We start from the raw sequence: 21,121 nt of genomic DNA, 5'->3' as shown, positions 1-21,121 counted from the left end.
ACTTCACAGCGGACAAGAAATCCTTACCGCGAATAGAAGAGAGGCGATAAAGACTGTTCACTGCAAGCGCTGATCAATTGATTTAATTTATTCGTATGAATATTGACCAAGTGGATAGGGCCGGACTAATCTTTCCTTTTGAAAACGTCAATAAAACGCTTGATTCATCGGCATTGACTCGGCCCGCATCAACGCGAAGTTTGCGGATGAAGCGAGATATGCGTTCAGCGTAATCGCTGATGTTCGGCGAATGAGGCTAACAACCATGAACACCCTCGACGTTCAGGAAAGCATTCGCGAAGTCAACCTCTCCTATCTCATGCTCGCACAGCGCCTGTTGCGCGAGGATTGGGCCATCGGCATGTTTCGCCTTGGCTTGTCGGCCGAGATCGCGGACCTTGTGGTCGGCCTGTCGTTGGCCCAGGTCGTGAAACTGGCCGCATCCGACCACCTGCTTTGCGCCTTCCGCTTTAACGATCAGGTGCTGCTATCGGTGCTCACGCAACCATCGAAGCAGGCCGGGATCGCCGCCACGCATGCCGCCATCCTGATGGCCGGCCACCCCGTCGAGCAACTGGACTAGGCACGGTCCACCATGCATACGACAACCAGAAGGAGCGTCACCGAAGACGCACAGGAAGTATTCCGTGCTATCGCACTCATCAAGCTCGGCGCGCGTATGCAAGTGCTCGAAAGCGAGTTGACGCTTTCGCGCGATCGGTTGATCCGGCTTTATCGTGAAGTGCGAGGCGTGTCGCCGCCCAAGGGCATGCTGCCATTCTCGGCCGATTGGTACATGCCGTGGCTGCCCAATATCCATGCGTCGCTGTTCTTCAACATGTATCTGTTCCTGACGAAGGAAGCCAATTGCTCGCATCTGGATGCGCTCACTAAAGCCTATCGGCTGTACCTCGAACACTGCGAGCAGTCCGGCAACGCGCCCGTACTGAATCTGACGCGTGCCTGGACGCTCGTGCGCTTCTTCGGCGCCGAGATGCTGCAACTGACGCCGTGCTGCCGTTGCTCGGGTAAATTCGTCGCCCACAAGCATGATTTGCAGAAGGGCGTCGTGTGCGGGGCCTGCCGGCCTCCGTCGCGCGCAGGCAAGACTCGCAAAGCGACGGAGCAGGCAACGGCCGACCAGGCTGACAGTCCCGTGTCGTCGGTTGCCACGCTCGAGCTGTAGTCCTGCGGACGGGATTCGCCCTGTCATCGATCCGATCCGGTCGCCGCGTATCGCGTGCGCCAAATCTTTCCCCGGACTTTCAACCTGAAAAAAACTTCGTTCCCTTGCGTAGCCTGCGCCTTTAGAGTGCGGGCAAGGCTACCGGGCGCCCAACGCTCGACGGCGCAACAAACAAAAAGGGAAATCCAGCAATGAAGATGAAGATCAGGGGCGCAGTGCTTCCGGCACTGTTGACGGCACTCTTTGCCGTGGCATCGAATGCGGCGCATGCGGATCGACTGGACGACATCAAGAAGGCGGGCGTGCTGCGGGTGGCCGCGTTCGACAGCAATCCGCCGTTTGGCTTCGTCAACTCCGCCGACAATCAGATCGTCGGCCTCGATGTGGACTACGCGCAAGCCGTGGCGAAAAGCCTCGGCGTCAAGCTCGAGGTGCAGCCGACCAACCCGGCGAATCGCATCGCGTTTCTGAAGTCGGGCAAGGTCGATCTCGTGTTCGCCAACTTCACGATCACGGACGAGCGCAAGAAGGAAGTCGATTTCAGCACGCCATATTTCGCATCGGGCACGCAGTTCATCGCGAAGAAGGGCACGCTCAAGTCGGCCGATCAACTCAATGGCTTGCGCATCGGCGCGGACAAGGGCACGACCAACGAACAGCAGGTGCGCGCGAAATATCCGAACGCGACCATTGTGGCCTATGACGACACGCCTTTTGCGTTCGCCGCACTCCGCACAGGCAACGTGCAGGCGATCACGCAGGACGGTCCGAAGCTCGTGGCGCTGCTCGCACGCGTGCCGGACAAGGCGAACTACGAGATTCCTGCGTTCACCATCTCCAACGACTATGAAGGCGTTGGCGTGCCGAAGGGTGAAACCCGTCTGCTCGACGTGGTGAACACGACGCTCACGCATCTCGAAGCGGACGGCCAGGCCGCCCAGATCTACGACAAGTGGTTCGGCCCGAAGAGCGCCGCGCCGCTGCCGCGTCTCTTCAAGATCGGCGATCCGCAAAAGAGCAACTGATCCACCGCCTCCCTATCCGGACCCGGGCCTCGCTATATGGCGGCCCGGGCTTTGTGCTTTCTGCGTCCTGATTCATGCATACCTGGCTTGAACCGAAGTATTTCGCATGGCTCGAACAGGGCCTCGCCGTCACCTTGTGGCTTTCCGTCTGCGCGGGCCTGAGCGCGACGCTGTTCGGCTTCACCCTCGCGATCGCGCGTAGCGGACGTAGCGCGGCGCTGGCGCGTGCCGCATCGCTTTATGTGTTCGTGTTTCGCAACTCGCCGTTGCTGGTGCAACTGTTGTTCTGGTATTTCGGCGCGGCCGCGTTGCTACCGCAGGACTGGATGACGTGGCTCAACGCATCGCACACGCTCACGTGGGGACCGTTCACCTTGCGCTGGCCGAGCTTCGAATTGCTGGCCGGCTGGATCGGGCTGACCTGCTATACGACGTCTTTCATCGGCGAGGAATTTCGCGCGGGGATGCGCGGCGTGAGCGAGGCGCAGGCACACGCGGCCGCCGCGCTCGGCATGCGCCGCTGGACCGCGCTGCGCTACGTGATCCTGCCGCAGGCGTTGCGCATTGCCACGCCGCCGCTCGCGGGTCAGTACATGAACCTGGTGAAGAACTCATCGCTTGCAATGGCCATTGGCGTGGCGGAACTCTCGTACATGTCCCGCCAGGTGGATACCGAAACATTCAAGACATTCCAGGCCTTCGGCATTGCGACCGTGTTTTACGTGCTGACGATTGCGGTCATTGAAGTCGCGCTCGTCGTCTGGCAACACACCGGTACGCGTGCACTGTCGCGAGGCCGCGCATGAGCGAATTCGACTGGCTTTCGACCCTGCGTTACCTGCTGCTGGGTTCGTTCCCGGCCGGGCCGCTCGGCGGCGTCGCGCTGACGATCGTGCTCTCGATCCTCTCGACCTTGCTCGCGGCGCTGATCGGCCTCGCGGGCGGCGTGGCGCTTGCGATGACGCGCGGCGTCGTCAAACTGGCGCTCACGGCGGTGGTGGCGTTCTTTCGCGCCATTCCCGTGCTGATGCTGATTTTCTGGACCTTCTTCCTGATGCCGATCCTGCTGCACGTCGACGTGCCCGGTCTCGCAACCGTCGTGTGCGCGCTCGCGCTGATTGGCGGCGCTTACCTTTCGCATTCGGTGTACGCAGGCATCGTGTCGATCGGCACCGGGCAGCGTGACGCCGCGTTGTCGCTGGGTCTGACGAAATGGCAGGCGCTACGGGAAGTGGTCCTGCCGCAAGCGGTGCGCGTGATGATGCCGTCGTTCGTCAATCAGTGCGTGTCGCTCATCAAGGACACATCGCTGGCGTATATCGTGGGCGTGCCGGAATTTACCTTCCTCGCGAATCAGTTGAACAACCGGTTAATGGTGTATCCCGCGCAGATATTCCTGTTTGTCGGCTTTGTCTATCTGCTGCTGTGCGGCGGGCTTCAATGGCTCGCGCACCGTCTGCTTGGGGAGGGCGCGAAAGCACGCAATGTGGTCCCGCCCCGTATGCATTAGCAGCGGCTTTATGACTCGATTGGATAAACGTATCGGATTTGCTTCGTTGTCAGGCCTGATGAGCGCACGTAGATTGGATGCATCGAGGCGGCCGCATCGCTGATGCACTTCAGGGCGGCACCGCGCTTCGCATTTCCAATACGACAATCACGGGGAATTCCCATGCCGTTCCTGCTTCGCACCGCGCTTGCTCGCGGCGCACACGCCTTGCGCCGCGTCGCAGCGCCTTCGCTTTCCGCCGTACTGGCCGTGACGACGCTGGCCGTCGCGCAACCAGCGCAAGCCGAGGGCACCATCCGCATCGCTGAGCAATTCGGCGTGGTCTATCTGATGCTGAACGTCGCGCGCGACCAGCACTTTATCGAGCAGGAGGGCCGCAAGGCCGGACTCGACATCAAGGTGGACTGGGTGCGCCTCTCGGGCGGCGCGGCCGTCAATGACGCGCTGCTCTCGGGCGCGGTGGACATCGCAGGTGCGGGTGTTGGCCCGCTGCTCACGGTCTGGGACCGCACGCATGGGCGCCAGAACGTGAAGGGCGTCTCCTCGCTCGGCAATCTGCCGTATTACCTCGTGAGCACCGATCCGAACGTGAAGACGATCGCGGACTTCTCGGCCAAAGATCGCATCGCGGTTCCGGCCGTGGGTGTCTCGGTGCAGTCGCGCGTGCTGCAGTACGCAGCGGCGAAACAGTGGGGCGACAAGCAGTTCGACCGCCTCGACAAGTTCACGCAGGCCATTCCGCATCCTGACGCGGCCGCCGCGCTGATTGCCAACAGCAGTGTGATCACGGCGCACTTCGGCAATCCGCCGTTCCAGCAGCAGGAACTGGCTGCCAACCCGAAGGCGCACATCGTCCTGAACTCGTATGACGTACTGGGCGGCCCCAGCTCGGCGACCGTGCTCTACACGACGGAGAAGTTCCGCAACGATAACCCGAAGACGTATCACGCCTTCGTCGCGGCGCTGGCCGACGCTGCCCGTCTGATCTCCTCCGATCCCGAGAAAGCGGCCGATATCTATATCCGCGTGAACGATTCGAAAATCGACCGCAATCTGCTCTTGAAGATCCTGCGCGATCCGCAGGTGCAGTTCAAGACCGCACCGCAAAATACGCTGAGCCTCGCGCAAGCCATGTACCGCACGGGCGCGATCCGCAACGAGCCGAAGTCCTGGCGCGACTACTTCTTCGACGATCCCGCGACAGCTGGCGGAAGCTGAGCCTACCTGCTTCAGCAGCGCAATAGCTGTTTATGCGCCGCCGTGTAATGAATATGGCGATTCATTGGTTGGGATGCACGGCGGCTGCCCGTATGTTGACGTTTTCTCTGCTGGATTTTCAATCGTGAATGTCAATACGACCCGACTCGTAGCCCACGCGCCGCTTGCGCGCCGTGCGCTGGGTGGCGCATCGCAGGCACGCGATGTAGACGCCCGTTTCGACCGTCAGGCAGGCGCCACGCTGCACGCCCCGGCGTCACAGGGCGAACGTCTGCTTGCCATCGATGACGTGAGCCTCGAATACCGCAATCGCGAACGCATCGTGAAGGCGACGCATGAGGTGAGCTTCGACGTCTACGGCGCAGACCGCTTCGTGCTGCTGGGGCCTTCAGGATGCGGCAAATCCACGTTGCTCAAGGCGATTGCAGGGTTTATCGAGCCGGTGGCGGGGACCATCGCGCTCGACGGCCAAACCGTGCGCGGCCCCGGTCCCGATCGCGTGGTGGTGTTTCAGGAGTTCGACCAGTTGCCGCCGTGGAAGACGGTGGTCGAGAACATCGCGTTTCCCTTGCGCGTGGCGCGCAAGCTCTCGCGCGCCGAGGCTAAGGCGCGAGCCCTGCATTACCTCGACAAAGTGGGCCTGGCTGCATTCGCCGATGCCTACCCGCACACGCTCTCGGGCGGCATGAAGCAGCGCGTGGCGATTGCCCGCGCGCTGGCCATGCAGCCGCGGGTGCTGCTGATGGACGAACCGTTCGCCGCGCTCGACGCGCTGACGCGTCGCAAGATGCAGGAAGAACTGCTGCGCCTGTGGGACGGCGAACGCTTCACACTGCTCTTCGTCACGCATTCGATCGAGGAGGCGCTCGTGGTGGGCAATCGCATTCTGCTGCTCTCGCCGCATCCGGGACGCGTGCGCGCGGAACTCAACAGCCACGCCTGGACGCACGCGAGCACCGACGACGACGCGTTTCGCGCAAGCGTCACGCGCATTCACAACCTGTTGTTCGAAACCGGCTCGGACGTGGAGGCTCACGCATGAGCACGCCTGTGAATACGCCCCATCGAGTATTGCCGCCGCTGCCGCCCATCCGTGCAGAGTACGAGCACACGCTGCAACCCGTGCCGCCCGGCGGCGATTCGGTGCCGCTGCCGCTCGCGCGCCGTCTAGCCGACGCAAGCTGGCTGAGACGCACGCTGATCGCGTTGCTGTTGATCGCGGCATGGGAAATCACGGCCCGCATCGTCAACAACGATCTGCTCGTGCCCACCTTCGGCGCGACGTTCGAGGCCTTCGTGCAAGGCATCCTGAGCGGCGAGTTGCTCGAAAAAACTGCGATCTCGCTGTCCGTGCTGCTGCGTGGCTATGCGATCGGCGTGGTGCTGGCCTTCGCGCTGACGGCGCTGGCCGTGTCGACGCGCGTGGGTCGCGATCTGCTTTCCATGTTGACCGCGATGTTCAACCCATTGCCGTCGATTGCCTTGTTGCCCATCGCGTTGCTGTGGTTCGGGCTGGGCACCGGCAGTCTCCTGTTCGTGCTCGTCCATGCGGTGCTCTGGCCGCTCGCGCTGAACATGTACACCGGGTTTCTCGGCGTGCCCGCCACGCTCAGGATGGCCGGGCGCAACTACGGGCTGACCGGACTGCGCCACGTTGCACTCATTCTGGTGCCCGCAGCGCTGCCGTCGATCATCGCGGGTCTGCGCGTGGGTTGGGCCTTTGCGTGGCGCACGTTGATTGCGGCAGAGCTGGTGTTCGGCGCGAGTGCAGGGCAGGGCGGACTCGGCTGGTACATCTTTCAGAATCGCAACGAGCTCTATACCGATCGCGTGTTTGCGGGGCTCGCTGCCGTCATCATCATCGGGCTGCTGGTCGAGCATCTGGTCTTCGATACGCTCGAACGCCTGACCGTGCGGCGCTGGGGCGTGCAGCAGTAAGAGCGGTATGACGCCAGCGAGCCTCGCATCGTCCTCAAGCGTCAAAACCCGAAGCCGCCCCCATCCACGTTCATGACCTGGCCGGTGACAAAACGCGCGTCGTCGGAGACGAGGAACGCGAGCGCGCCGGTCAGGTCCTCGGGTTGCTCGGTGCGCGGAATGAACTGCCGCGCGCGCACGGCTTCGAACGCCTCGGGCGGCAGGTTCGCCGCGCTGCCGGCGTGCTTCGTGAGCCCCGGCGAAATGGCGTTGACGGTCACGCCATGCGGGCCGAACTCCGACGCGAGCGCGCGCGTCAAGCCGATCACGCCCATCTTGCTGCACGCATAGGCGCTCATGCCGGGCGGCGGGCCCCACACGGTGCTCGATGCGAGATTGACGATGCGGCCCCAGCCGCGCTCGATCATCCCCGCCGAGAACGCCTGGGCGAGCAAAAAGGGCGCGTCGACGTTCACGGTCATGATCTGCCGCCAGAGCGTGGCGTCGATATCCGCGACACGCGCCATCGGCATGAATGCCGCGTTGTTCACGAGCACGTCGACCTTGCCGGTCAGTTCCAGCACGCGCGAGGTGAAGCGGGCGATGTCGTTCACATCGGCGAGATCGCAAGCCAGTGCGAACGCGCGCCCACCTTGTGCCTCGATTCGTGCCGCGAGTGCGTCGCACGGCGCGCGATCGGTCAGCACGAGCGTGTGGCCGCTCGCGGCGAGGCGCAGCGCGAACGCTTCGCCCAGGCCCCCGGCCGCGCCGGTGACGACGGCCACGCGTGCGGCGTTCGATTGGGAATCGGTCATGATGTTGTCGCTATTCAATTGGGGTTGAGCCAGGCTGGCGCGCGTCAGATCGGCGCGCGCAGCGCCTGCAGGGCGCCGACCATGATGCGCGTGTGATCGTCGCGCGAGCCGCCGTTGCGCTCGATTTCGCCAAGCCGCGCCGACGACGACACCACCAGCCGCGCCCGATCGTAATGTCGTCCCGCATACGCGAGCAGCGCGCCTTCGAGCGAGTGGCGTCGCGCCAGTTCCTGCGCGAGCACGATCGCCCCTTCAACGGCGATGCCCGCGCCCGAGGCAAGATGCGGCGTAGTTGCATGAACCGCGTCGCCCAGCAGCACGATGCGCCCGCGATGCCACGGCCCGTCGATCATATGCCCCGCAAGCGGGCGGTACAACACGCGATGATCCTTGAGCGAGCCGTCGAGCAAGCCCGCCCGGAATTCGCCGATCGGGCCGTCGAATTCTTCGAGCAGTTCGGCGAGCAGATGCGGCCATTGCTCGGGCGCGACGAATTCCATCCCCTCGCGTTTGTCGAGCACGAACAGATAGCAGTGCGTCGCGCTGATCGGATTCATGCCTGCTTTCGTGGTCTTGCCCATATAGATCGTCGAGTTTTCGCGCAGACGCGGCACCACCGCGCGCCACGATCCCTGGCCTGTGAAGCGCGGCCCCGCGAAGTCGGGCTTGACGTGGCGACGCACCGCCGAATTGACACCGTCCGCGCCGATCACGAGGTCGTAGCGTGCGCGGCTGCCGTCGGTGAAAACGACCTCCACGCCCTCGGCGTCCTGCGCGAGCGTCTCGAAGCTCACGCCAAGGCGCACTTGCGCGCCGACCGCGCGCGTGGCGTCGCCAAGAATCGAGGCCAGCGCCGCACGCATGATACCCGCCGCGCCCGGCAGGCCCTCGGCGCCGTGCGCGGGCTCGATCGGCACGCAGGCCTGCAAAGCGCCGTCGGCATCGCAGATATCGACGGCGCCCCACGAACCGCCCACGCGCAGCACCTCGTCGACGACACCGACTTCGCGCAGACCGCGCAGTGTCGGCCCGCTGATGGTGATGCCCGCGCCGTCCGCCGCCCACTGGGGATTGAGTTCGACGAGATCGACGTCGATGCCTTGACGGCGCAGCATGATCGCGGCGCACATGCCGCCAATGCCGCCGCCGACGATCAGAACCTTGTTGACGAGTGCCATGGTGTCTCTCTGTAGTTATGGATGCGTGCTTTGGGATTCAGGCTCAGCCGAGCGTGCCGCCGAGTTGCTCCGCGAGCCAGTCGGCGATGCGGTTGCCCGCGTTGAGCGGATTGTCGAGCGAGCTATGTTCGACACCGCCTTCGCGCGTGTCGAAGATGAAGAGATCTTTATTCGGACTATTGATCAGTTGTTCGAAGGTCTCGTGGGCGTATTTGAGCGGGATCTGGCGATCGTTTTCGCCGTGCGTGACAAGGAAGGGCACGCGGATACGATCGAGCACGCCGTTCAGATGCATGAACTCGGCCTTCGCGAAGAAGTCATCCATGTCGTGTGCGCCGAACACCCATTGCACGTGCTTCCAGTAGTGCGGCACGGGGTTTTCGCCTTCGCGCTTCAGACGCGCCTGCTGCACGGCGCGCCAGTCGTGATTCGCGCCCCACACCGCGCCGCACGCAAAGCGCGGTTCGAACGCGACCGCGCGCGGGCAGTAATAGCCGCCCAGCGACACGCCCAGCGCGCCGATGCGCTGCGCGTCCACTTCTTCGTGGCGTTCGAGCCAGTCCACGATGGGCGCGGCCCACACTTCGGTGTTATGCACGGCGGGCAGGTTTTGCAGACGCAGCGCTTCACCGGTGCCGGGTTGATCGACGAACAGCGCACTGAGGCCGCGCCGCGCGGACATCGTGCCCATCACGCTCTTTTGCAGCATTTCCTTGGTCGAATCGAGCCCGTTCATCACGACGACGATGGGCGCGCGCTGGCCCGGTTGGAGACCTTCGGCGCGCACGTAAAGCGCGCCCAGATGCGTATCGCCATAAGGGATTTCGACGCGCACGCAATTCTCCCGGCCCAGCGTGCGGCCGCGTTCGAACTGGTCGAGCGAGCGGCGATAGATCGCGAGCCGCGCCTCGAAACCGTGTGCCTGCATGCGCTCGGCGATGCCGTAATAGAGGCCCGCGCGTGCATATTTTTCGCCGGCCGAAAGCGTGTGGCCGTGTTCGACGTCTGCATCGGCGAGCGCGGAAAGCTGGTCGGCGCCGGCTTTCCACGCGTCGTAGAACGCAACGGTGCCGGGATCGTCGCCCGCGAGCGCGGCGTCGCGTAGCGGCGCGCACATCGCATCGACCTCGCCGATGTTGCCGCCGTGCGAGAGGGCGATCATCGTCGAGAGACTCCAGACGTAGTTGGTAGGGAAGTACTGGAACATGGTGAAGGTGTCCGGTTAGGTAGTCTATGAACAGGGTCAGTCGAACATCGTGGGCAGCGTCGCGGGAATCCAGACCTTGCCGTTTTCCACGCGCACGGGCACGTTGCGCAGCGACTGACCCGTGCAGGGGCCTGCGAAGCAGTAGCCCGTGCGTAGATCGAAATGGGCCGAATGGGCGTAGCAGACGATGTGCTGGCCGTCGCCGGACAGAAAGCGGTCCTGGCGGTATTCGAGCGGCCTGTGCTCGTGCGGGCAGTCGTTGAGCCAGACGAAGACCTCGTCGCCCTGGCGCACGACGCAGAGCTGGTCGTCGAGTCCCCGGCGCAAGAGGCCGCGCGAACCGCCGTCCGGCAGGTCGTCGAGCAGACAGAGCAGGCGTTCTTCGTCGTGCATGATCGGCTCGCTATCTTTCTCGCTCGCTTTCTCGCTTATTCGCCCGGCGCCCATTTGTTGCGCGCCTCGAACAGGAAAATCTGCGAGTTGTCGGAGCCAGGATCGACGGCGCGCGGAGTCCAGCTGTCGTCGTGATGATCCATGTCGGCGTCGAACTCGATGGTCGCGCCGAACGGGCTGTTGAAGTACCAGAAGAAGTTGCTGCCCAGAACGTGGCGGCCGGGCCCCCAGAAGCTCTTGTAGCCCTTCTTCACGAAGTTCCAGCCGTGCTGGAGCACTTGCGCGGGCGAGCCCAGATGGAACGTGAAGTGGTTGCAACCGATCATGTGATCGTTCTGGCTCTCGATCATGAAGAGCGTGTGGTGATCGAGCGTGCCTGCGGGGCGCATGAATGGGCCGAGGTGGTTGAAGCGGTCGGTCACCACGAATCCCAGGCGCGCGTAGAACGCCTCAGCTTTTGGTGCGTCTTCGACGAAGTACACGACATGGGAGAGCGTGCGCGGCTTGATGACTTCGTTGTGGTCCGCGGCGCAATCGTTCGGTGCGCGCCCCGCGGGCTGGCCCGGCACGTTGAAGCCCAGGTAGCGCGCCTCGTAAGGGCGGCGCTGCGTGACCATGAAGGCCACGCCAAAACCCGCGTCGTCGATGCAGTGGACGGTGCCGTTCGCGTCCACCGTTACGGCGCGCTCGGCTTCCAGATGCGCGCGGATCGAGGCAAGCGTGTCCGCGTTGTCGACACCGTAGACGGTTTCGCGCAGGCTGGGCGTGGCGGCTTTCGGCGGCAGCGGCGGCAGGCGCGGGTCGTCGGCGGCGCGCATCACGAGACCGGTGCCGTCCAGCGCCGTGAAAACGCCGCCGTGCACGGGATCGTATTCGACCTCGTCGAGGCCGTAGTCGAGCAGGTACTGGCGTGCACCCGCCATGTCGTCGATGCCGAAGACGAGATATTCGAGTCCTACGATCTGCATAATCAGGAATCCTTTTTGTTGGCATCGCACCGCTTTTATCGCGGTGACGTTGCCGTATGTTTACTGCGCCATCGCGCGTGTGATCAGTTGCTCGACGTCGCCGTCGTGACGCAGGCCGAGGCGTTCGGCCTCGGGCGTCAGCAGGGGCGGATAGGACGCGAACAAGCGCTCGACGAACGGATCGGGTGCGTAGGTCACAAGCGTCTTGCGCGTTTCGCCAAAGCGCGCGGCCAGCGCATCGACCACTTCGGCCATCGTCAGACGCAGCACCGGCATCTGGTAGCAGCGCCGCGCGTTGAAGCGATCCACATCGACGGTCGCCGCGTGCAGCAGGTTGTCCACGCATGCGCCCACGGAGATCCACCACGCGACGCCCTCCGCCGAGACCGGCACGGTGAGCGGTTCGTTGGCCGCAAGCTTCCAGAACAACTGACTCATGAACGCGGACACCAAACCCGCGCCGTCGCCAGGCCGTGCGACCACGCCGGGCAGGCGCAGCGAGCAACCTTGCACCCAGCCGAGGCGCGTGGCGTCGGCCACCAGCGCTTCGCCCATCAGCTTGTGCGCGCCGTAGCTCAGCGCCGGCGCGGGCAGGGTGCTTTCGTCCACGACAGGGGGCAGTTTTTCGCCATAGACCGCTACCGTGCTCGCAAACACGAAGCGGGGCGCGCGGGCTTGATCGCGCAGGTCTTCGAGCAAGCCAAGCGTGGCATCAAGGTTGATCGCGCGGCCCAATGCGTAATCGCGCTCCGCCGCGCCGCCCGGAATGCTGGCGAGATGGAACACGGCATCGACGGGCGTGGCATACGCTTGCACGCGCACGTTGGCATCCGCGATGCTGCCCGCGAGCTGCGTCACGCGCGGGTCCGCATGCGGCGCATCGAACGCAACGTCTAGCAACGTGAGCTTCGACACCGCGCGTGCGCCCAGGCCTTCAGCCAGCAGACGACGCACAAGCGCGCGGCCGACGAACCCCTGCGCCCCGGTAACGACGACATGGCTCATTGCGCGTCTCCCTTGCGGAACGGCAGCGTGGCAAGGAACGCCAGCCGCGAGACGCCGAGCATCTTCAAACCCGCGCGTGCCGAAGCGGCATCGAGCCGCGCTTCCATCGGCATGGTGCCGAAGCTCTTGCCCTTGATGACCAGCTCGTTGCCCACGCGCTCCAGCGACTCCACGTGCATCAGTTCTTCGTCGGCCGCGCCGCGCAGCACCATGCCATCCTTCTTCGCAGCGCCGTTCTGCTGAGCCGTGGCGGGCACACCGCTGTCCTGGCGCGCGCCCTTCGCGACGCTGCCGAAGTCCATGCCCAGTTGCTCGAACATCTTGATGGCCGTGGCGCGGCCCGCGCCGTAGACGCCGCCGCCCGGGTGCTGGAAAGGCCCGGCCAGATACAGGCGCTCGACACCAGGCACCGTGAACTGGCCGAGATCCGGCGTGGGGCGATGCCCTGCGCTCTGGTAGAAGTAGGGCGCCACGCCGTGCAGGTCGCCGCGCATCATGCTGTTCGGGCTGGAGCGTTCGAGATCGACCGGGCTCACGATGCTGCGCGCCACGATGTTCTCGCTCGTCAAGTTCGAGACGAACTGGCGATAGTGCGCGAGCGAACGGTCGCCGATCTCCTCCTTGAACTCGTCCCAGTGGCGTCCCGCCCAGCGCTTGTCCTTCACCTGGTACGGCGCGAACGTGATGCCATGAAACATGCCCTTGCCCGCCGGCACGCGGGTCTTGTCGCCGATGCTCTCATCTCCGCCCGCGCACAGGCGACGGTCGGTGATCAGGCCGCGCTTGAGGTCGTCGAAGTCGGCGAGCATCTCGTCCAGGCTGTCCGTCGCCATGAATTCGAGCATGGTGGCGTAGCCCACTTCCTCGCCCGCGTAGTAGCGCGCGTTTTCCTTCAGGTCGTAGTGGCTCACCATGATCGAGAAGGGCGCGAGCGTGGCGCGCTCGGCGCGCTTGAGCACCGGCTCCGGCACGCCTTCCACGAAGCGGCGGATCACGTGCGGATGGATCGCGCCGATCACGGCATCCTTCGCGACGATCGTTTCGCCATCGGCAAGACGCACGCCGCTTGCGCGGCCCGCGCTCGTGAGAATCTGCGCGACCTCCGCGTTACAACGCACCTCGCCGCCATACGACTCGATACAGCGCACCAGCGACTCGGTGAGCTTGCCGCTGCCGCCAATCGGCTGCGAAACGCCATAGGTGTGAATGATGCCCGGCATCAGCAGCACGCCCATGCCGGTGCCCAGTTCGTTGGGAGCCTGCAGGTTTTCGCTCACGAGGCGCAACAGATGGATCTTGATCTTGTCGCTCTCGTAAAGCTGGTTCACGAGGTCGAGGCAATCGCGGTTCATGTAGTCGAGCATGAGCCGGCCTTCGTCGCTGCGGTCGAGCATCGCGACCAGCTCGCCCAGCGGTGGCGGCGGCGAATAGAGGCCGGGCATGAACATCTGCAGGACCTGCTGGCTCATCTTCACGAAGGCGCGATAGGTATCGGCGTCCTTCTGCGAGACCTTCGCGAAGCATTCGCAGGTCTTGTCCAGATCCTTGTACGTGAACAGCACCGACTGGTCCGGGAAGATCGTGGCGTGCGGGACCGGCGAATAGTGATACTTCAGGCCGTGTTCCGAGAGCAGCCCCAGTTCGTCCTGGCGCAGCATCGGATTGCCCTGAATCATGATGTGCACGCTCGAATGCTCGTCGTGCCAGTAGCCCGGCGTGTTGAGTTCGCGCGTGCTCACGCCGCCGCCCGGCCAGGCCTTGCGCTCCAGCACCAGCACTTTCTTGCCCGCCTTCGCGAGATACGCGGCGGCCACGAGGCCATTGTGGCCCGCGCCCATCGCGACGATGTCGTACTGCTGGCTCATGCGTCGACTCCCGAAGTTGCCTGTTGCTGCACGTAATGGGCCTGCACGAAGCGATGGTCGATCGCACCGAATACCGATTGCCCGTCGCGGCCCTTCATTTCAAAGCGCAAACGCTCGCCGAATTGCAGCCACGGCGTGCGCGATTCACCGTGTTCCAGCGTTTCGATGGCACGTTGTTCCGCGAGGCAGGCAGACCCGGTCACGCGATAGTCGAGATTCGAAAACGTGCCGGAGCCGAGCAGCATGCCCGCGCGCAGATTGCGGTTGTACGTGATGTACGCGATCAGCTCATGAAAGCCGAAGCTCATTTCGCGGCCATTCGGTGCGCCGAAGCGCTCGTCATTGCGCGAGACTTCCATGTCGAGTTGAACGCGCCCATCGCGCCACGCGTCGCCCAGTTCGTCGGGCGTGACGGCAACAGGCGCGAACGCCGTGGCGGGCTTGGCGAGGATAAAACCGAAACCCATGCCCAGTTCGCGAAAGAGATGCTTGCGCATGCTCACGTCGTTGAACAGCACGATAAGGCGCACATGCGCGAGGGCATCGGCGGCGCGCGTGCCCATCGGCACATCGCCCAGAATCACGCCCACTTCGCCTTCGAAATCGCAGTTATCGGCTTCGTCGGGGAAGGGGTAATCGGCGTGCGGGCCAACGAAATCGTCGGCCTGACGCTGGATCAGCACGGGAATCGTGGGATCGGACTTCTTCTCCGGGTGATACGCCTGCGTCATGATGCGGCCGTGGTTCAGAAACGCCGAGGCGTCGATGAACTGGTGCGTGCGCGGCAGCGGCGCGGTGCAGGCGTGCGAGTCGAAGTCGAAAGCATCAGCGGCGCTGCCTGCGTTGAGCGCGGCATACAGCGCCTGCAAGGCGGGCTCGGCCTGCTTCCAGTCGTCGAGCGCGGCGCGCAGGGTCGGCGCGATGGGGGTGGCGCGCACCGCGCGGCGCAGATCGCGCGAGACGACGATCAGCGCGCCATCGGGATGCCCGTTGTTGAGCGACGCGAATTTCATGGTGTCTGTCTCCTTCCTTGTCTCTTGTATGTGGGTTAGCGCAGCGGTCGGCCGCCGTCCACGGGCAGCACGCAGCCCGTCGAAAAGCGCAGATCGCGCGCGGCGACGAGGACCGCCTGCGCGATCTCCTGCGGATCGGCCAGACGTGCGAGCGGCGTGCGCGCCGCCTGTTCGTCGCGCCATGCGATGTCCATCGACTTCACGAATTCGGTATCCACGAGGCCGGGCGAGACGGACAGCACGCGAATCCGCGGTGCGAGTGCGCGTGCCAGCGACTTCGTGAGGTTGTCGAGCGCGGCCTTCGACGCGCAGTAGATGACGTTGCTGCCCATCGCCGTTTGCGCCGCAATCGACGAGATATTGACGACGACTGCGCCGCCCGCGAGCGTGCTTTTTTCGAGCAGCGAGCGCAGCGCGCGCACCATCGCGAAGGGGCCGCGCACGTTGGTGGCGAGCACGTCGTCGATGAGCGCGTCGCTCATGCCGTCGAGATCGTCGTGTGCGACGAAGCGCGTCGTGCCCGCGCAATTCACGAGCAGGTCGCAACGGCCATAGTGCGTGGCAATGTCGTCGGCGAGGCGCGCGAGCGCGGCGCTGTCCGTGACGGGCGCGGCGCAGGCGCGATGGCCCGCGCCGTCGAGTTGCGCGACGAGCGATTGCGCCGCTTCAGCCGAGCTGCGATAACCGGCGACAACCGCGCAACCGGCTTGTGCGAGCGTGCGGCAGATCTGCTCGCCCAGGCCGCCCGTTGCGCCGGTCACGAGCGCGACGGGGCGCTCGCCCGTGGTGGTGGTGAACTTCGTCATGTCGAAAGTGCTGTGAGAGTCGATGGAGTTACGAGGCGCTCGCCAGGGTCCGCTGCCAGTGCGCGAGCGGCAGGCCCGGCACCGGCGAGCGGAAGCTCGCGAGCGTGGTGCCGCCGAGACTCCCCAGATAGACCGTGCGCAGGTCGGGGCCGCCGAAGGTGAGGCTCGCCATCATCGGCGCGAGCGTGCCGCGGCAAGCGCCCATCAACTCGGGCGTGGTCGTGCCCGCGCGGTAGTGCTCCTCGTAGCGCGCGAAAGCTTCCGGGTTGCCGTCGTCGAGCAGCGTGAGGATCTCGCCTTGCGGCGTGAGCGCGATCAGCTTTTCGTTGAGGATCAGCGTGATCCAAAGGTTGCCGTGCGCGTCGAAGGCGAAGCCGTCGGGGAAGCCGCCCATATCGTGCGGGCCGTAGATTTCGCGATCGGTGAGCGAGCCGTCATCCTGCACGCGCAGGCGCGAGATGCGGCGCGCGTTGGTCTCCACGACGTAGAGCCATTCCTCGTTCGCGTCCAGCCGGATCTCGTTGGTGCCGACAAAGCCGTCCGCAACGATGCGGATGCCGCTTTCGTCGATCAGGCCCACGTAGCCGTCGGCAGTCTTTTCGTTGATCGAACGCGTCCACGGCACCTGGCGCGTCGTGACCGTGAACCAGATCCGGCCGCGTGAATCGGTCAGCACGAAGTTGGTCTTGCCGAGCGGCTGGCCGTCGATACGGTCGTACAGCGTGCGCGACGCGCCGTCGCGCGACATCAGTTCGATGGCGTCGGTGCCGAAGTTCGCGATCACGATGTTGCCGTCGCGGTCGAACGCGAGGCCGTTGGGCAGCGTGCCGCCCATCACGAGCTGCTGGGCGTCGTCCGAGGCGGGCGCTTCTTGCGGGTTTTGCGTGTCGCTCTGTTGGGCGATCAGCGTCTGCGTGCCGTCCGGGGCGATGCGCATCACGCCGCCGCGCGCGTCCGCGGTCCAGAGCGTGCCGTCGGCTTCGGCCAGGATGCATTCGGGGCGCAGCAGGTCGCGGCCCACCATGCGGATGTCGTCGCGGTTGACCTGCCAGCCGTGCAGCGGATTGGTCGATGTCGTCATGTGTGTGAGTGCGTGAGCGAGGGGAGTCGGATCGAGTCGGCGTTCAGGCCGCGCGCAGATCGGCGGCGAACGGCTCCAGCAGTTCGATCAGGTTGCCGCTGACGTCGCGGATAAAGGCCGTGGGGTTGCCGTCCACCACCAGTTCGAAGGCGATATCGGCGCCGGCTTCGCGCAGGGCGGCCACGGCGGCGGGCACGTCGGGCACCTCGAAACACATGTGCTTGTTGCCGTGCGTGCGCAGATCGAGATTCGGCACGCGCCGCTCGGCGGGGAGCGGGTCCGCGCCGGGCACCTCGAAGATTTCAATGCGGTAAGCGTCGCGGCGCACGAAGGCCACGCGGGCCGGAATCTTGTCGATCGTGAGTTGCTGCTCGAGCGTGAAGCCCAGCATGCGTTCGTACCAGGCAACGGCGGCGTCGAGATCCGGCACGCTGATGCCGAAATGATGCGGGCGCAGTGCGGCGAGCAGCGGCGCGTGGCAGGGGGATTCGGGGCGCGCCAGCGGCGCGGACGTGCAGGGCACGGCTGTCATGTTCGCTTGTCTCCGGCTTGTTCGTGCCGCGCGGCCGGGTGGCGGGCGGCATCGTCGATTCGTATGGAGCCACTCTAGAGCGAATCATTTTTCGAAACCATCAATTCCTAGTGGAAACACGCATTGATGGGATCGGATGGTGGCGCGATAGTGGCGCCCCATGAGACTCGGTCACTTCGACATGAATCTGCTGGTGGCGCTGGACGCGCTGCTCGACACGCGCAGTGTGACGCGCGCCAGCGAGCGGCTGCATATCGGCGCCTCCGCTACCAGCAGCGCGCTAGGCCGTCTGCGCGAATATTTCGACGATCCCTTGCTAATGCAGGTGGGACGCCGTATGGAACTGACCCCGCTCGGGCGCAGCCTCGCGCAGCCCGTGCGCGAGATCCTGCTGACCGTGCAGTCCACCGTGGTGGCGCGGCTGGAGTTCGATCCGGCGCAGGCGCGCCGCAACTTCGTGATTCGCGCCTCCGACTACCTCACCACGGTGCTGCTGATCGACGTGGTGCAGCGTTTGCAACGTGAGGCGCCCGGCATCACGCTGCACATCGCCAACATGGCCGACGACGTGCCGGAGCGGCTCGATCGCGGCGAAGTCGACTTCGTGATCTATCCGAGCGTCTCGGTCAATCCCGAGCATCCTTCCCAGGCGCTCTTCGAAGAGACGTTCAGTTGCGTGGTCTGGGAAGGCAACCCGCTGGTGGGGGACACGCTCACGGTGGAGCAGTACGCGGAACTGGGCCACGTGGCCGCCACCTTCGGCGACAGCCGCAGTGCAAGCTTTGAAGGTTTCGTGATGGCCAATCGCGGCATCACGCGCAACATCGAAGTCACCACCACGAACTTCAACACGCTGCCGCAACTGGTGATCGGCACCACGCGCATCGCCACCGTTCATACGCGCCTGGCAAAAATCTATGCGCATTTCCTGCCGCTGCGCGTTCTGCCCTTGCCGCTCGATCTGCCCCCGCTCGTGGAAATGATCCAATGGCATGCGATCAATAACGGCGACCCCGCGCACACGTGGATGCGCCGCGTGCTGCTGGAGCAGGCGCAAGCCAGCGCGCTCGCGCCGGGGGCCGTTTTCACGCAGCGCGCGTAGCAGGAACATCGCCGCCATGCGTTGACGACATCAAATGGTCTCGTCAACGCAATCTGATTGTGTCGTAACGTCGCCGCCGGAATCATTCGTCTCACACAAACGGGAAGCTCTCGATCCGGTACGAACGCCTCGCGCGCCGTACCTGCCCGACGAACTTTTTTGATTACAACGGAGACGACCTCATGCATGTCCCCCTCGAGCGGCGCGACGGCGCGCCTGCGCGTCAAGAAGCGCACTTCCTGCACGCGCTGATCCTTCTGAGCACGGTGATTTGCGGCACACTTGCGCCGACCGTGATCGGCCCCGTGCTGCCCGCGATGCAGCAGCATTTCGCGGCCGTGCCCAATATCGAAACGCTGGTGCCCGTGGTCGTGACGATGCCGATGTTCGTGCTCGGCGCGCTGGCGATGGTGATCGGCGCGATCAGCGACAAGATCGGCCGCAAGCGCGTGCTGGTGGGCTCGCTCGTGCTCTATGCGATCGCGGGCACCGCGCCGCTGTGGCTCGATTCGATTCACGCGATCCTCGCGAGCCGCGCGCTCGTGGGGCTCGCGGAAGCCGCCGCGATGACCGTGAGCACCTCGTTTATCGGCGATTTGTTCACGGGCGCAAAGCGCGACCGCTATGCGGCGCTGCAAGTGACGGTGGCGTCCACCTCGGCGTTCGTGTTCAACCTGATGGGCGGGCTGCTCGGCGCGTATGGCTGGCGTGCGCCGTTCGCGGCCTATGCGCTGCCGCTTTTGCTCGCGCCGCTCGTGCAGATTTTTATCTGGGATACGCGTGGCGCAGCACCGCAGGCCCAGTTGCGCAGTGCCGCCGACGAACCGGAGTTCAAGCCGTGGCTGCTCGCGCTGATCTGCGTAGCGGCGTTTGGCGTGGGCATGGTGTTCATGGTGGTGCCCGTGCATCTGTCGTTCATGCTCGTGCAACTGGGTGTGCATGCAACGGGTGCGATTGGCTTTGCGTATGCGATGAACAGCGTGGGCATCATCGCGGGCACGCTCGGGTTCGGCTGGTTCATCGCGAGCCGGTGCAGCGTGCTCCAGCAGTTCGTGCTCGGCACGGTGGTGTGCGGTGTTGGCTTCGTCTGCATGGGTTCGGCGCATGACGCCAGCGTCCTCACGCTGGGCGGCGCGATCAACGGCGTGGGTTGCGGCATCGTGCTGCCCGCGCTCGTGAGCTGGGGGCTGCGTTCGCTGCCTTATGGACGGCGCGGCTTCGGCACCGGCGCGTTCACGGCCGCACAGTTCATCGGCTACTTTTGCAGCCCGATTCTCGTCATGGGCATGGTCATGCACGTCGGCTCGCGCTTCGCGGTCGTGCAGGATTGGGGGCTTGCGCTGTTCGCGCTCGCCGCCGTCTGCGTGGCGGGATCGCTGTTGCGCGTGCGTCGGCTCAAGCTCGGTTGAGCGGAGGGCGCGCCATGAATTCCAGCATGAAACCTGTGTTGAAATCCGCGCAGCCCGCGCTGCCGATCCGGCGCGGCGAGCGTCTGCGCGACAAGGTCGCGGTGGTGACGGGCATCGGCAGCGGCATCGGACGCGCGTGCGCCTTGCTGTTCGCCGCGCAGGGCGCGCGCGTGGTGGGCTGCGATATCGACGCCGACGCTGCCGCGCGCTGTATCGAGGAAGCCCGCGAACGCGGCTTGCGTATCGACGGCGTGCAGCCTTGCGATCTCACGCAACCGCATGAAGCGGCGCGCGTGATCGAGCACGCGGTCGAGTTGCACGGCGGCATCGACGTGCTCGTCAATGCCGCTGCGTTCGGCGCCTTTGCCTGGCTCTCCGAAATGGATTACGAAACGCAGTGGCGCAAGACGCTCACCGGCGAGCTGGACATCGTGTTCCTGCTGTGCCGCGCCGCATGGCCCGCGCTGATCGCGCGCGGCGGCGGGGCGGTGATCAATTTCGCCTCGGCCAACGCGGCGCTCGCGCTCGACGGCTCGCCTGCGCTTGCGCACTGCGCGGGCAAGGGCGGCGTGCTGGCCATGACGCGCCAGCTTGCGATGGAAGGCGCGCCGCACGGCATCCGCGCCAATACGATCTCGCCCGCGCTCGTGGAAACCGACGCCACGCGCCGCCACATGCAGGCGCAACCCGAGTTCGTCGAGCGTGCGCTCGGCAAGCTGATGATCAAGCGTGTGGGCCAACCCGAGGACGTGGCGTGGTGCGCGCTGTTCCTCGCCTCGGACGAGGCCACTTGGGTCACCGGCGCGGATTTCCCCATCGATGGCGGCGCGACGGCGTGGTAAGCGCCTTGCACGTCATCCACGCGCAATGACTCCGCGCTAGCGGCGCCCA

The 21,121-nt window shown here is 64.9% G+C and carries 22 protein-coding genes; 11 read left to right on the top strand and 11 right to left on the bottom strand.

Translation table 11 applies throughout. The features are described 5' to 3' along the window. Positions 1 to 265 precede the first annotated feature (265 nt). The 8 genes from flhD (at position 266) to U5782_RS17900 (ending at position 6,877) form a co-directional block, all read left to right on the top strand. Positions 266 to 583, top strand: a complete 318-nt coding sequence (flhD, locus tag U5782_RS17935) for a flagellar transcriptional regulator FlhD (RefSeq protein WP_322045198.1) — start codon at positions 266 to 268, stop codon at positions 581 to 583. A gap of 12 nt (positions 584 to 595) precedes the next feature. Beyond that, the gene (gene flhC / locus U5782_RS17930; protein WP_322045197.1) at positions 596 to 1,186 is read left to right on the top strand and encodes a flagellar transcriptional regulator FlhC; all 591 of its coding nucleotides are present in this window, start codon (positions 596 to 598) and stop codon (positions 1,184 to 1,186) included. A gap of 191 nt (positions 1,187 to 1,377) precedes the next feature. Further along, positions 1,378 to 2,211 (top strand): ABC transporter substrate-binding protein, encoded by an 834-nt coding sequence (locus U5782_RS17925; protein WP_322045196.1) that lies wholly within the window; start codon positions 1,378 to 1,380, stop codon positions 2,209 to 2,211. A 74-nt stretch (positions 2,212 to 2,285) separates the two neighbouring features. After that, entirely contained in the window at positions 2,286 to 3,017 is a 732-nt protein-coding gene (locus U5782_RS17920; RefSeq protein WP_322045195.1) for an amino acid ABC transporter permease, read from the top strand. Beyond that, entirely contained in the window at positions 3,014 to 3,721 is a 708-nt protein-coding gene (locus tag U5782_RS17915) for an amino acid ABC transporter permease (RefSeq protein WP_322045194.1), read from the top strand. Before U5782_RS17920 ends, U5782_RS17915 begins: the two co-directional genes overlap by 4 nt. A gap of 162 nt (positions 3,722 to 3,883) precedes the next feature. Beyond that, positions 3,884 to 4,939, top strand: a complete 1,056-nt coding sequence (locus tag U5782_RS17910) for an ABC transporter substrate-binding protein (protein WP_322045193.1) — start codon at positions 3,884 to 3,886, stop codon at positions 4,937 to 4,939. A 124-nt stretch (positions 4,940 to 5,063) separates the two neighbouring features. Next, entirely contained in the window at positions 5,064 to 5,981 is a 918-nt protein-coding gene (locus tag U5782_RS17905) for an ABC transporter ATP-binding protein (protein WP_415914355.1), read from the top strand. Further along, a complete protein-coding gene (locus tag U5782_RS17900; RefSeq protein ID WP_322045191.1) occupies positions 5,978 to 6,877 on the top strand; it encodes an ABC transporter permease in 900 nt (299 codons plus the stop codon). The genes U5782_RS17905 and U5782_RS17900 overlap by 4 nt, the downstream gene beginning before the upstream one ends. Before the next feature lie 41 nt (positions 6,878 to 6,918). On the opposite strand, the gene U5782_RS17895 is transcribed toward U5782_RS17900, so the two are convergent. From U5782_RS17895 to U5782_RS17845, 11 genes are read right to left on the bottom strand one after another with little or no spacing between them, the layout of a single operon-like run. Continuing rightward, positions 6,919 to 7,671, bottom strand: a complete 753-nt coding sequence (locus U5782_RS17895) for an SDR family oxidoreductase (protein WP_322045190.1) — start codon at positions 7,669 to 7,671, stop codon at positions 6,919 to 6,921. Between the two features lie 44 nt (positions 7,672 to 7,715). Continuing rightward, positions 7,716 to 8,849 (bottom strand): FAD-dependent oxidoreductase, encoded by a 1,134-nt coding sequence (locus U5782_RS17890; RefSeq protein ID WP_322045189.1) that lies wholly within the window; start codon positions 8,847 to 8,849, stop codon positions 7,716 to 7,718. 43 nt (positions 8,850 to 8,892) lie between these two features. Beyond that, on the bottom strand, positions 8,893 to 10,056 hold the full coding sequence (locus U5782_RS17885; protein WP_322045188.1) for an alpha/beta hydrolase family protein: 1,164 nt from the start codon (positions 10,054 to 10,056) through the stop codon (positions 8,893 to 8,895). A 36-nt stretch (positions 10,057 to 10,092) separates the two neighbouring features. Then, entirely contained in the window at positions 10,093 to 10,449 is a 357-nt protein-coding gene (locus tag U5782_RS17880; protein ID WP_322045187.1) for a Rieske (2Fe-2S) protein, read from the bottom strand. Between the two features lie 35 nt (positions 10,450 to 10,484). Further along, on the bottom strand, positions 10,485 to 11,417 hold the full coding sequence (locus U5782_RS17875) for a VOC family protein (RefSeq protein WP_322045186.1): 933 nt from the start codon (positions 11,415 to 11,417) through the stop codon (positions 10,485 to 10,487). A 60-nt stretch (positions 11,418 to 11,477) separates the two neighbouring features. Next, positions 11,478 to 12,422, bottom strand: a complete 945-nt coding sequence (locus U5782_RS17870) for an NAD-dependent epimerase/dehydratase family protein (RefSeq protein WP_322045185.1) — start codon at positions 12,420 to 12,422, stop codon at positions 11,478 to 11,480. Next, the gene (locus U5782_RS17865; protein ID WP_322045184.1) at positions 12,419 to 14,287 is read right to left on the bottom strand and encodes an NAD(P)/FAD-dependent oxidoreductase; all 1,869 of its coding nucleotides are present in this window, start codon (positions 14,285 to 14,287) and stop codon (positions 12,419 to 12,421) included. Before U5782_RS17865 ends, U5782_RS17870 begins: the two co-directional genes overlap by 4 nt. After that, on the bottom strand, positions 14,284 to 15,300 hold the full coding sequence (locus U5782_RS17860; protein ID WP_322045183.1) for a fumarylacetoacetate hydrolase family protein: 1,017 nt from the start codon (positions 15,298 to 15,300) through the stop codon (positions 14,284 to 14,286). The genes U5782_RS17865 and U5782_RS17860 overlap by 4 nt, the downstream gene beginning before the upstream one ends. 35 nt (positions 15,301 to 15,335) lie before the next feature. Beyond that, complete coding sequence (locus U5782_RS17855) at positions 15,336 to 16,106, bottom strand: SDR family oxidoreductase (protein WP_322045182.1); 771 nt, start codon at positions 16,104 to 16,106, stop codon at positions 15,336 to 15,338. A gap of 28 nt (positions 16,107 to 16,134) precedes the next feature. Beyond that, the gene (locus tag U5782_RS17850) at positions 16,135 to 17,187 is read right to left on the bottom strand and encodes an SMP-30/gluconolactonase/LRE family protein (protein WP_322045181.1); all 1,053 of its coding nucleotides are present in this window, start codon (positions 17,185 to 17,187) and stop codon (positions 16,135 to 16,137) included. A gap of 43 nt (positions 17,188 to 17,230) precedes the next feature. Then, the gene (locus tag U5782_RS17845) at positions 17,231 to 17,719 is read right to left on the bottom strand and encodes a VOC family protein (RefSeq protein WP_322045180.1); all 489 of its coding nucleotides are present in this window, start codon (positions 17,717 to 17,719) and stop codon (positions 17,231 to 17,233) included. A gap of 160 nt (positions 17,720 to 17,879) precedes the next feature. On the opposite strand from U5782_RS17845, the gene U5782_RS17840 reads away from it, so the two are divergent. From U5782_RS17840 to U5782_RS17830, 3 genes are all read left to right on the top strand, one after another. Continuing rightward, the gene (locus tag U5782_RS17840; RefSeq protein WP_322045179.1) at positions 17,880 to 18,821 is read left to right on the top strand and encodes a LysR family transcriptional regulator; all 942 of its coding nucleotides are present in this window, start codon (positions 17,880 to 17,882) and stop codon (positions 18,819 to 18,821) included. 182 nt (positions 18,822 to 19,003) lie between these two features. Next, a complete protein-coding gene (locus U5782_RS17835; protein ID WP_322045178.1) occupies positions 19,004 to 20,230 on the top strand; it encodes an MFS transporter in 1,227 nt (408 codons plus the stop codon). Between the two features lie 14 nt (positions 20,231 to 20,244). Next, a complete protein-coding gene (locus U5782_RS17830) occupies positions 20,245 to 21,072 on the top strand; it encodes an SDR family NAD(P)-dependent oxidoreductase (protein ID WP_322045177.1) in 828 nt (275 codons plus the stop codon). The last annotated feature ends 49 nt before the right edge of the window (positions 21,073 to 21,121 follow it).

It is taken from the genome of Paraburkholderia sp. J67 (assembly GCF_905220265.1).
Classification (GTDB): domain Bacteria; phylum Pseudomonadota; class Gammaproteobacteria; order Burkholderiales; family Burkholderiaceae; genus Paraburkholderia.
Note: the sequence above shows the minus strand (reverse complement) of the source record. Positions and strands in the feature narration are given on the sequence as shown.